General features: G+C 38.9%; 11 protein-coding genes and 2 tRNA genes. 6 read left to right on the plus strand and 7 right to left on the minus strand.

What is annotated here, in order from left to right; all coding sequences use genetic code 11:
- Positions 1–200: 200 nt before the first annotated feature.
- From ACN9MR_RS05410 to ACN9MR_RS05420, 3 genes are all read right to left on the minus strand, one after another.
- Positions 201–284: transfer RNA gene (locus ACN9MR_RS05410), tRNA-Leu, on the minus strand.
- Between the two features lie 73 nt (positions 285–357).
- Positions 358–430, minus strand: a tRNA-Gly gene (locus tag ACN9MR_RS05415).
- 94 nt (positions 431–524) lie between these two features.
- Positions 525–1013, minus strand: a complete 489-nt coding sequence (locus ACN9MR_RS05420) for a regulatory protein RecX (RefSeq protein ID WP_426328590.1) — start codon at positions 1011–1013, stop codon at positions 525–527.
- 61 nt (positions 1014–1074) lie between these two features.
- On the opposite strand from ACN9MR_RS05420, the gene ACN9MR_RS05425 reads away from it, so the two are divergent.
- The 3 genes from ACN9MR_RS05425 to arsC all read left to right on the plus strand — a co-directional run bounded on the left by ACN9MR_RS05425 (position 1075) and on the right by arsC (position 4823).
- Entirely contained in the window at positions 1075–3534 is a 2460-nt protein-coding gene (locus ACN9MR_RS05425; protein WP_426328591.1) for a bifunctional UDP-N-acetylmuramoyl-tripeptide:D-alanyl-D-alanine ligase/alanine racemase, read from the plus strand.
- Between the two features lie 343 nt (positions 3535–3877).
- Positions 3878–4468 carry a DUF502 domain-containing protein gene (locus ACN9MR_RS05430; RefSeq protein WP_426328592.1) on the plus strand — a complete coding sequence of 197 codons (591 nt, stop codon included), beginning with the start codon at positions 3878–3880 and terminating at the stop codon, positions 4466–4468.
- A gap of 10 nt (positions 4469–4478) precedes the next feature.
- Entirely contained in the window at positions 4479–4823 is a 345-nt protein-coding gene (arsC, locus tag ACN9MR_RS05435; RefSeq protein ID WP_426328593.1) for an arsenate reductase (glutaredoxin), read from the plus strand.
- A gap of 451 nt (positions 4824–5274) precedes the next feature.
- Here the strand turns inward: arsC and ACN9MR_RS05440 are convergent, their stop codons facing one another.
- The 4 genes from ACN9MR_RS05440 to ACN9MR_RS05455 form a co-directional block, all read right to left on the minus strand.
- On the minus strand, positions 5275–5769 hold the full coding sequence (locus tag ACN9MR_RS05440) for a hypothetical protein (RefSeq protein ID WP_426328594.1): 495 nt from the start codon (positions 5767–5769) through the stop codon (positions 5275–5277).
- A 24-nt stretch (positions 5770–5793) separates the two neighbouring features.
- The gene (locus ACN9MR_RS05445; protein ID WP_426328595.1) at positions 5794–6294 is read right to left on the minus strand and encodes a hypothetical protein; all 501 of its coding nucleotides are present in this window, start codon (positions 6292–6294) and stop codon (positions 5794–5796) included.
- 171 nt (positions 6295–6465) lie between these two features.
- Entirely contained in the window at positions 6466–7173 is a 708-nt protein-coding gene (locus tag ACN9MR_RS05450; protein ID WP_029278019.1) for a TIGR00730 family Rossman fold protein, read from the minus strand.
- A 17-nt stretch (positions 7174–7190) separates the two neighbouring features.
- On the minus strand, positions 7191–8699 hold the full coding sequence (locus ACN9MR_RS05455; RefSeq protein ID WP_426328596.1) for a sodium:solute symporter: 1509 nt from the start codon (positions 8697–8699) through the stop codon (positions 7191–7193).
- A gap of 164 nt (positions 8700–8863) precedes the next feature.
- Here ACN9MR_RS05455 and recR point away from each other — a divergent pair, with 164 nt between their 5' ends.
- The 3 genes from recR to ACN9MR_RS05470 are packed head-to-tail and all read left to right on the plus strand — an operon-like array spanning position 8864 to position 11087.
- Positions 8864–9481, plus strand: a complete 618-nt coding sequence (gene recR, locus ACN9MR_RS05460) for a recombination mediator RecR (RefSeq protein WP_426328597.1) — start codon at positions 8864–8866, stop codon at positions 9479–9481.
- A complete protein-coding gene (locus ACN9MR_RS05465; RefSeq protein ID WP_426328598.1) occupies positions 9481–10221 on the plus strand; it encodes a hypothetical protein in 741 nt (246 codons plus the stop codon). Before recR ends, ACN9MR_RS05465 begins: the two co-directional genes overlap by 1 nt.
- Positions 10222–10268: 47 nt before the next feature.
- Positions 10269–11087 carry an SDR family oxidoreductase gene (locus ACN9MR_RS05470; protein WP_426328599.1) on the plus strand — a complete coding sequence of 273 codons (819 nt, stop codon included), beginning with the start codon at positions 10269–10271 and terminating at the stop codon, positions 11085–11087.
- The last annotated feature ends 664 nt before the right edge of the window (positions 11088–11751 follow it).

The following is an 11751-nucleotide window of genomic DNA, read 5'->3' on the forward strand; positions in this document are numbered from 1 at the left end:
AAGGTTTTCATTCGATTTTTTTTTTGTGTACTCGGGGCGGGAACCGAACTCGCACGCCTTTGAAAGCATCCCGACTTATGTCGGGACGTGTCTATCGGTTCCACCATCCGGGCATTAGCCTTTCGATCTATAAAGAAAAATGACCATAAACAACAAAACCCTTCATTTCTGAAAGGTTTTCATTCGATTTTTTTTGAGTGTACTCGGGGCGGGAATCGAACCCGCACGCCTTTGAAAGCACAGGATTTTAAGTCCTGCGTGTCTACCAGTTCCACCACCCGAGCATTAGCCGCTGCCGATCTCCATCGGCTTGGTTAACTTTAAAATAAATGCCTTCTGGTAGGAAGGCATTTATAGAGCGAAAGACGAGATTCGAACTCGCGACCCCGACCTTGGCAAGGTCGTGCTCTACCAACTGAGCTACTTTCGCATGAACAAAACTGATGTTGTTGTTTCGTTTTGGTGATGCAAATATAGGCAGATTTATATTTCTGTCAAGAGATTTCTTGTTAAAAATTTAATATTTAATTTAAATTGCTGGCTTTCAGTACAAGTAAAATTAAATCAGTTTCAAAACCTTTTGCCTGAAGGTAGCCCATTAGCTTATTTTTTCTTTTAAACAGATCATTTTCGTTCAAACTCTCCGCTTTTTTAATGGCCAATTTTTCTATCGTTTGTAAATAATCATCATCATCAATGCTGTAAATTGCCTTTTGCAGAATTTTATCCGGTACACCTTTCAATTTTAAACCCTGTTTAATTTTAACACGCCCCCAATGTTTAATGTTGAATTTGCCCGATGCATAACTTTTTGCAAACCTTTCTTCATTTAAAAAATTATTCAAAATCAGTTCGCTGATTATTTCTTCCAGTTCATCGCCGCGCATGCCCCATTCTACCAGTTTATACCTTACTTCCTTTTGCGAGCGCTCCTGGTAAGCACAAAAATGCTCGGCTTTTACCAGCGCTTGTTTTTTATCTAATAATACTGCCTCTTGTTTACTGCTTTTCATAATTATTTACTGAAATTCGTAAAAATAATAGCGATTACCGTATTTTTCTGAATATAATAGCATGCAAAATCCAATATACACCATTGCCAAAATAGCCGAAATTTTAAATGCCGATGCCAAATTAGTTGATGAACAGGTCATTATTCAATATCTGGTGGTGGATAGCCGTTCGGTTTTGGTTCCGGAAAATTCTGTATTTTTTGCGCTGTCTTCGCACCGCGACGGACATGAATTTATTAGAGATGCTTATGCAAAGGAAATCAGGAATTTTGTAATTACCGAAGCGAAATATATTAACGAGTACCCCGACTGCAACTTTTTACTGGTAGATGATGCTTTAGCGTCGCTACAAAAACTTGCTATCGAACACCGGAATCAATTTGATTTAAAAACCATCGGTATTACGGGGAGTAATGGAAAAACAATTGTTAAAGAATGGCTTTACCAGCTTTTGGCAGCTGATTTTAATATTGTTAAAAGCCCGAAAAGTTATAATTCACAGATTGGCGTACCACTTTCGGTATGGCAGATTGAGGCCGATCATAGCCTGGGTATTTTTGAAGCTGGTATTTCTGCCGTTAACGAGATGCAGCATTTAGCTGAAATTATCCGCCCTGAAATCGGAATTTTAACCAATATCGGCGAAGCACATGCCGAAGGATTCAGTTCTAAAAAGGAAAAACTAACGGAGAAACTGAAACTCTTTACAGCATCCGAACTGTTTATTTACTCGCCTGAATATGTAAGCGAAATAAGTGTAAAAGAGCTACCTGGTAAAAAACAGTTTAGCTGGAGCAGCAAACAAGCGGCAGATCTTCAGGTTATTGCGGTTGAACCCATCGAAGGCAATTGCTACCTGAGGGCCATTTATCAGAATAGGGAAATTGAATGCATTTTGCCTTTTAAAGATAAAGCTTCGATAGAAAATGGAATGATCTGCTGGGCAACCTTACTGGCTTTAGGTTATACGCCAGAGCAGGCCGATTTACGTTTGGAAAAACTAAGTCATGTGAGCATGCGTTTAGAGTTGAAAAATGGGATTAACCAATGTTCCATTATCGACGATTCTTACAGTGCCGATATTTCTTCGTTGGCCATTGCCCTGGATTTTTTAAATCAACAGAATCAGCACGCAAAGAAAACCGTTATTCTTTCCGAATTATTTGAAACGGGGAGAGATGATCTGGATTTATACACGGAGATTTCCGAATTGCTTTTACAGAAGAAAGTAAACCGCCTGATTGGAATTGGGACTCATATTTCGAAGTATGCTGATCTTTTTAGGTTTGAAACGCAGTTTTTCGACGATACCAATGCTTTTATCGATGCTTTCCCCGGTTTACAGTTTAACCACGAAACCATATTGGTAAAAGGGGCCAGGCGGTTTGAATTTGGCCGGATCAGTAAACTCCTTACCCAAAAAATACACGATACGGTTTTAGAAATCGATCTGAATGCCATGGTTGGTAATCTGCAGTTTTACCGTTCTAAAATCAAACCAGGTGTTAAAATAATGGCCATGGTTAAAGCCTTTTCGTATGGGAGCGGAAGTTTTGAAATTGCCAATTTATTGCAGTTCCATAAGGTAGATTATCTGGCGGTAGCCTATGCCGATGAAGGCATTGCCTTGCGTAAAGCGGGCATCACTTTACCGATTATGGTCATGAGTCCGGAGGAATCTGCTTTCGAAGCTATCATTAAACACAAGCTCGAACCCGAAATTTACAGCATAGAAATTCTGAATAGCTTTTTAAACGCATTATCAGATTATGATTTCGATTATCCGATCCATATTAAAATAGATAGCGGTATGCACCGTTTAGGTTTTGACCAGTCGGAGATCGACACATTGTTTAATCTGCTTAAAGATTCGGCAAAGGTAAAAGTGCAAAGTATTTTTTCTCACCTGGTGGCAAGTGATGCGGCAGAACATGATGGATTTACGCAACAGCAGATTGAGAGGTTTAAAACCATCGCAAATCAACTGGTAGATGTTTTAGGATATAAACCTTTACTTCATATTTCCAATACTTCGGGTATTTCGCGTTGGCCGGAAGGGCAAATGGATATGGTTCGTTTGGGCATAGGCTTATATGGTTTTGATGCTGCATTGCCGAATAACCGGGGTTTGCAGACCGTAATGGTACTTAAAACTACGGTTACACAGGTGAAGACTTTAGCCCCGGGCGAAACTGTAGGTTACAGCAGAAAGGGTGTGATGCCAAATGGTGGAAAAATAGCAACTGTAAAAATTGGCTATGCCGACGGCTATAACAGGTATTTTGGCAATGGAGTAGGTAAAATGCTCATCAATGGTAACTTGGTGCCTACCATTGGTTCAATCTGCATGGACATGACCATGTTAGATATCTCAGGCATTGATGTTAAACCAGGCGATGAGGCTATTGTTTTTAATAAGGAGCACACCATTATGCAGCTGGCCAAAGATATCGGCACCATTCCGTATGAAATTCTAACCAATATCTCGCAAAGGGTTAAACGGGTTTATTTCTACGAATAGTTGTGTAGTTCATTCGTTCAGTTGTTCATTGGTGATTAGTACAGCATATTGCCTATAAGTTCATTCGTTCAGTGGTTCATTGGCCATTAGTGTAACATATTGCCTATCAGCTTTTTTGTTTAATAGTTTATTGGTATGGAGAATTGCCTGGGTACACGTTAGGTGCAATAAACCAGGTAAATGTGCCAAATAAAATCTCTTATACGTATTGCAAGGCTATGCACCCAGCACAAATGAACCAATGGCTAATGAACCAATGAACACTTTAGCACAAATGAACCAATGACGAATGAACTGTAGAACTCCCGCACGAATGAACTAAAAAAAATGTTATTTTTGCACCATGAATAAAGTCGGGAAAGCTATTTTAAACTATTTGATTAAAGGTTTATTAATTGTTGTGCCCATTGCCGTAAGTATTTTTATTGTGGTTTGGGCGGTTACAACTGTAGATAGCTGGTTGAATGTAAACAATATTTTAGGCGTAAATCCAAATACAGGCGAAAGCCGGAACATTCCTGGGCTAGGTTTGCTAACGGTTTTAGCTCTTATTTTGCTGGCCGGTATTTTTGTAACCAATTTGGTAACCGAGCCCATGTACAATTGGTTTCAGCGGATTATGCAGCGGCTGCCCTTGCTTAATTTTATCTATTCTTCTATAAAAGATTTAACAGAAGCTTTTGTAGGTGATGAGAAGAAATTTAACCACCCGGTGCTGGTAGAAGTAGAAGGAGGCCTAAAAAAGATTGGATTTTTAACGCAGAACGATCTGCATAAACTCAATCTACCCGATGAAGTTGCAGTATATTTTCCACTTTCTTATTCTTTTGCAGGTCAGCTTTGCATTGTAAGAAGAGATAAAGTGACTGATTTGCATATGACAGCAGCTGATGCCATGAAACTGGTGGTTAGCGGTGGCGTAAGCGGACTTTAAAAATTTCTAAATGATTACGATTTACCATAATAACAGATGCACCAAAAGCCGTTGTGCCTTGGATGAACTTGAAAAAAGCGGAAAGGCTTTCGAGGTGGTTTATTATTTGGAAACCCCACCCAATAAAAGCGAACTAAAAGAAATTATTCGAAAACTGGGTATTAAACCATTGGAATTGATCCGTAAAGGGGAAAAGGTTTTTACCGAAAATTATAAAGGAAAAAGCTTAACTGATGAAGAATGGATTGATGCCATGGTTGCACATCCTATTTTAATTGAAAGACCGATTATCATTTCAGGAGATCAAGCAATTATCGCCAGACCAACCGAAAAAATAAAAGAGATTTTGGGATAACCTGACTCTAGTCGTAGCGTCTCGCTACGAGATAAAATAGTTCCGTAAATTAAGTATAGTATTTTCTAATGTCTTAGCGAGACGCTAAGACCAGATTGTGTTATTATCGGGTATCGTCATGCTGAACTTGTTTCAGCATCTTCTTCAGCTGACTCTAGTCGTAGCGTCTCGCTACGACATACAATAGTTCTGTAACTTAAATTTAGTATTTTCTAATGTCTTAGCGAGACGCTAAGACCAGATTGTTTTGTGGTGATATCTGATGACTGCCTGCACACAATAGCCCTGATGGAAATGGAAATCCCTTTTGGGCGTAGGTGATTGTCTGTATAGCATAATTTCCAAAAGGATTGGAATGTACAGCAGGACTGGAACCTTCCTATTGACTACGGGTGTTAGCGCTTCAAAAGAAATGTTTTGCTATGAAAAGTTTGAAAGTGGCGGTATTAGCCTAAAAAATATTCTTGAAACTAAACAGAATAAACATAAAAATGATAAAACCAACAAGAAGCCTCGAATAATATTCCCGGATAAAAAGCCCGCATAAAATCAGTTTATCGTCGTCTACATTACTATGTAACATTCCATTTCCGCTTGAAGCATTGAACAAGATCTGTTTATCCTGATGGTCGTTTATCGACCACCGGCTTAACCAGCTGTTTTGAAAGCTCCAGTCAAAATTATCGCCAGAGGCAAATACAATTTTTGCCTTAAAACGAAGCCAGTCGTAAGTAATTATAGCTAAAACCTCATTCTGATTGTTCAGCAATTTAGTTTCAGGTTTTGAAAACCCTTCACTTTTTAACAGGTAAATACCTGCCTGGGTAGTGGCTATTGCCGAATTTTTCCACGAACTAAAATTCAGCGAAAATTTTAATAGTCCGTTGTTAAATACCTGATAATTGCTATCAAATAAACCTTTTCTCCAATTTAATACCTGTTCCATCTCACAAAAGGATTTAATTTATCACTAATTATGAAGTGTCGATGCTGTAATGATCGGCACGAAGCACACAATAAGTAGAATTGCCTGTTTATTATAGATCTGCTTAATAAATAAACCTGCTATAATCAATAATTCGTTGTCGGTATCAGACGATAATGCTCCACTGCTGCTGTTAGCGCTGTACATAATGTGCTCATCTTTATAATTGCTCACCGTCCATTGCGAACGCCATAAATTTGTCGATTTCCATTCGTACTGTTCACCCGACTTTAAGCTGATTACCGCTTTCGATTTCCAGGTGTCGTAAGTAATCATGGCCACCGTTTCATTTGTTTTTCTATCAATTACCTTGGTGCTCGATTGCCAAAAGCCCTCGTTCGAGAAGAAATAGTTTTTATCCTCTAACATGCTTTCTGCATCGCTTTTCCATGTTCCAAAAGTGATTGCCCCTTTTTGTACACCATCGGCAAAAAGTTGAAAGTTTCCACTTAACCAATTGTTTTTCCAGCTGATAAATTTCGACATTTTAGATATGTTTTATTTTAGATAGCAGTTTTCTCCAGTTGTTACAATAAATGAAGACATAAAAAAAGTGCTTATTTTTTGTAAGCACTTTTTCAGTTGACAGTTGGCAGTTTTCAGTTAACCATCTGCAACTGACTGATGAACCAATGGCAAATGAACCATTAAACCAACCTAGAAATTCGGTTTAAGTACATATTTATCGTAGAAACGGAAAATGTGCTCTGCAGCTTCTTCAGCGGTATCTACCAGTCTGAAAAGGTTTAAATCTTCTTCGTGGATATTGTGTTCCTTCTGCAACATCGTCCCTTTAATCCAATCAATTAATCCTCCCCAATAATCAACACCCACCAATACGATTGGAAAACGTGCAATTTTTCCGGTCTGGATTAAGGTTAAAGCTTCAAAAAGTTCATCCATGGTGCCAAAACCACCAGGTAAAACCACAAAACCCTGACTATATTTCATGAACATCACTTTGCGCACAAAGAAATAATCAAACTCCAGCAATTTATTATGATCGATATATTTATTGTGGAACTGCTCAAAAGGCAACTCGATATTTAAACCTACCGATTTACCTCCATTGGTGTGGGCGCCTTTATTACCGGCCTCCATAATACCAGGACCACCGCCAGTGATTACACCATAACCACGATCGGTTAATAATTTGCCGCACTGCTCTGCCAATTGATAATATCTATGCGTTTGAGCTGTACGGGCCGAACCATAAATGGTAACACATGGGCCAATTTTAGCCAGTTTTTCAAAACCGTCTACAAATTCGGCCATGATCTTAAAAATTTGCCAAGAATCTGTTACTTTAATTTCTTGCCAGTCTTTGTTTTCAAAAGCACTTCTAATTTTTTCTTCACTCGTCATATACTGTTATTCTAATATTAAAATCTGGTTTGCGCATCGGTTTTTTTACTGATGAACAACAAGCCTATAAATGTGATTAAACCGTTAATCAAAATCAGTTCAACACTAAAAACGTAACCGCCCAATAAAGTGGTAGAATACGTGGAAAGCAAGTAACATAAAAAAGGTGATAATAAGCAAACTATCGGAACTAATTTATCGTGAAGACCACGTTTTTTTACAAATAATCCAAAACTATATAGTCCTAAAAGCGGTCCGTAGGTATAAGAGGCAATGGTAAAAATCAAACTGACTACCGATGAGCTGTTCAATGCATTGATCACAACGATCACTAAAAACATTAGAATAGAAAATGCCACGTGTACGGTATGGCGCTTTTTTACGGCGTCTTTCGCATTTACATTTTCTGCTTTAGCCATGCCTAAAAAGTCGACACAAAAGGAGGTAGTTAAAGCTGTAAGTGCCGAGTCGGTTGTGGCAAAGGTTGCGGCCGTTAGGCCCAGCATGAATATAATTGCGGGTACAGCACCCAGGTTATTTAAGGCAATTTCAGGGAACAATAAATCTGTTCTCGGTTTTCCGGTAATGTGATCTAATGGAATATCGATGCCGTTTTTCGCTGCAAAAATGTATAACAAGGCGCCTACACTCAAAAAGAAAACATTCAGGATTACGAATACCCCTGTAAAAGTAAACATGTTTTTTTGTGCCTCTTTGATGGTGCCCATACTCAGGTTTTTCTGCATCAGATCCTGATCTAAACCCGTCATGGCGATGGTAACGAAGATACCGCCGATAAACTGTTTGCTGAAATAGAATTTATTGGTCAGGAAATTATCCAGGAAGAATATTTTCGAATAACTGCTGGTTTTTATGGTTTCGAATGCCTGTGGAATATTAAAATTAAGACTGTTGCAGATGAAATAAATAGTCAGAAAAACTGAAAGTACAAGGAAAAAAGTCTGCAGTGTATCGGTAATGATAATGGTTTTTAATCCACCTTTAAAGGTGTACGACCAGATCAGGGCCAAGGAAATTAAAACCGTTAACCAGAACGGAACGCCATAATTATCGAATATAAATCGCTGTAAAACAATTACTACGAGGTATAACCTTGTTGCTGATCCGAGCGTGCGGCTCAATAAAAATATCGATGCTGCTGTTTTGTAACTGTAATGCCCCAATCTCTTTTCAATATAACTATAAATGGACGTTAAATTCATCCGGTAATAGAGTGGAAGCAGAACTGTGGCGATGATGATAAAACCAACTGCATTACCCAGAACGAACTGGAAATATTGAAACTGGTTTCCACTGGGTGCACCAACTTCTCCGGGTACCGATATAAAAGTAACACCCGAAAGTGCAGTTCCTATCATACCAAAGGCTACTAAATACCATTTAGAATTCCGGTTGGCGACAAAGAAGGTAGAATTATCGGATGATTTTTTTGAGGTTACGAACGAAATAATAATCAGCAGTAAAAAATAGCCGATCAGAAAACATAAGAGAATGGTTGGAGACATAGTTTTGTGTTAAGCTGATAAATGTAAAGAAAAGTATCAAATCAAGCAATATTCTTGAGTCGGAAGTCCGGAGTACGAAGTCGGAAGTCAAATAGCCTGATGAACTAATGACGAATGAACCAATGACTATTGAACCAATGAAGCATTTTACCTATTTTTGCATTATGAATTTTTCATCCAAACTGCTCGAAGATGCAGTAAACGAATTCTCGAAACTTCCTGGTGTAGGGCAAAAAACAGCTTTACGTTTAGTATTACATCTTTTAAACAAAGAGCAGGAAGAGGTAAACCAGTTTGGCAATACTTTTATAAAACTTAAGGAGCAGATTAAACATTGCAGCACCTGCCATAACATTTCCGATTACGTGGTGTGTGAGATCTGTACTTCGCCAAAACGCGATAAAGAAACCATTTGTGTGGTTGAAGATACCCGCGATGTAATGGCGATCGAAAATACCGGTCAATATTTTGGAGTTTACCATGTTTTGGGCGGTTTAATCTCTCCGATGGATGGCGTAGGCCCTTCTGATCTGTTTATTGATGGATTAATAGTCAGAATGGCAGCAGGAGGGATTAAAGAGGTGATTTTGGCCCTTAGTCCGAATATGGAGGGCGATACCACATTGTTTTACCTGTATAAAAGATTAAAGGAGTTTAATGTTCCGGTAACGACCATTGCGCGGGGTATTGCTTTTGGCGGCGAGCTGGAATATACAGATGAAATTACATTGGGCAGATCGATTGTAACCCGCGTGCCTTACGAAACTGCAATGATGAAATAATGGTAAAGCATTTTTTATTATTATCTGTAATTATTTTTGCCGGTTGGTTTGATCAAACACCTATCAGGATCCATTCTCATAACGATTATGCCCACAAAAAACCTTTTTACGAAGCTATTCGAAACAAGGCTTTTTCGATAGAGGCCGATGTTTTTGTAGTTGGCGATTCATTAATGGTGGCACACAGCAAAGAAGAGATTAAAGCAGGGAATACTTTGGAGAATATGTACCTGAAGCCAATTCTTACCTTATCTAAAACCAAAGAATTTTATAGCTTTCAGTTGATGATCGATTTTAAAGAAAGCTGGGATTTAACTTATCCCGTTTTGCTGAAAACATTAAAACCCTACGAAAAATTATTTTCTAAAGGAGGGAAAAAAGTAAGTATTGTCATCAGCGGAAACCGTCCGTCACACCATACTTTCCATCTTTATCCAGAGATGATCAAGTTTGATGGCTTGCCTGGCGTAAATTATGCACCCGAAGATTTAAAAAAGATCACAATGATCAGTGCCAATTTTGCTGATTATTCTAAATGGAAAGGCGTTGGCGAAATACCGGAAGCTGATCGACAAAAATTATTCACACTTATATTTGCCGCTCATCAAATTCATAAACCTTTTCGTTTTTGGGGAGCGCCCGATACTGAAGATTATTGGAAGCAATCAATGTCAGGCATTATCAATACCGACAAGGTTACCGAAGCTACGGCATATTTTAAACAAAAACATTTGATGTAAGAACTACGGCGGTACTAAAAACCGGATCTTACTACGCTAAACTTAATATGGATTTAAAAAATAAAGTAATCATCATCACTGGTGCATCGAGCGGAATCGGAAAAGCCTGTGCGGAAGAATTTGCTAAACGTGGTGCTAATTTGGTTTTAGCTGCCCGTCAATATGTAACCCTTTGCGAAATTACCGCCGATCTGGAGAAAAAATATAACATCAGGGCGGTAGCCGTTCAGGCCGATGTAAGTAAAGAGGCAGATTGCGAACTGATTATCAAACAAGCACTAGTATCTTTTCAAAAGATCGATATTCTGGTAAACAATGCCGGATTATCCATGCGTGCACTCTTTAACGATTTAGATTTATCGGTGCTTAAAAACCTGATGGATGTGAACTTTTGGGGGACGGTTTATTGCACCAAATATGCTTTGCCCGAGATTTTGAAAACCAAAGGTACTGTGGTTGGTGTATCATCAATTGCAGGTTTCCGCGGTTTGCCGGGCAGAACGGGTTATTCGGCCTCTAAATTTGCGATGAACGGTTTTATGGAGTCTTTGCGCACCGAATTGCTAAAAACCGGCGTAAATGTTTTATTGGCCTGTCCTGGTTTTACCGCTTCCAACATCAGGGTAACCGCTTTATCAAAAGATGGTGCTGCACATGGCGAAACCAGTATGGATGAAGGCAAAATGATGACATCGGAAGAAGTAGCCGGCATTATCGCCGATGGTATCGAAAAACGTAAACGTACCTTAATCATGACCGGACAAGGAAAATTAGCCGTTTGGATGAATAAACTCTTCCCGGCTTTTGTAGATAAAAAGGTTTTTGATCTGTTTGCGAAAGAAAAGAATCCGCTGATTAAGGCTTAAGGTAGAAGGTTTAAGGCCTAAGGTAAATAGAATAGCGTATTGCGGTTAGCGTTTGGCGTTTCGGTGCCTTTGTTGGCAGTTTAAGCTAGATGAATTGTCAGTCTGAGGGGTAATTTATTGTATAAAAATCAATATGAGTGACGTACAATCGTTTCCCTTTTCCTACTGCTCGGTCTTGCCTCGGCTCGCCGCCGCCGAAGGGCTCTTTCTTTTTGGCATCAAAAAGAAACAAAAACTGCCAGCTGAAAATTTTTCTTTCGAAGCTAGTAGGTTGGCTTGGACAGTGCAGTCCGAAAAATTTGTTAGGCCGGACTTAAGTAGAACGGAGGTACAGTGCGAAGGCCCTGTTGGATGGAAATGCATCTTCTACAAGTCACTAACTATTAAATAATTAAATAACAACGTCAATGGTAGCGGAGTCGAAGACCCAGTACAATTGTTTAGCGCCTAGTCTTATATATTTTAGATAGAATAGAGCCTGAAATAAATCTGATATCGGATCCGGGCCAGAGCGGTTGCGGTATAAAGATGAAGGGTTTAAACCATAAGGCTAATAGCGTTAGTGGGTGTGCTTGGCGTCTATATAAATGTATTGATACCTGATACTTTCTACTTAATACCCGCTGCTAACAAATCCACCTTTACAACAATTTCGTTTATTAAG

Source organism: Pedobacter sp. R-06, from assembly GCF_049913135.1.
Classification (GTDB): Bacteria; Bacteroidota; Bacteroidia; order Sphingobacteriales; family Sphingobacteriaceae; genus Pedobacter.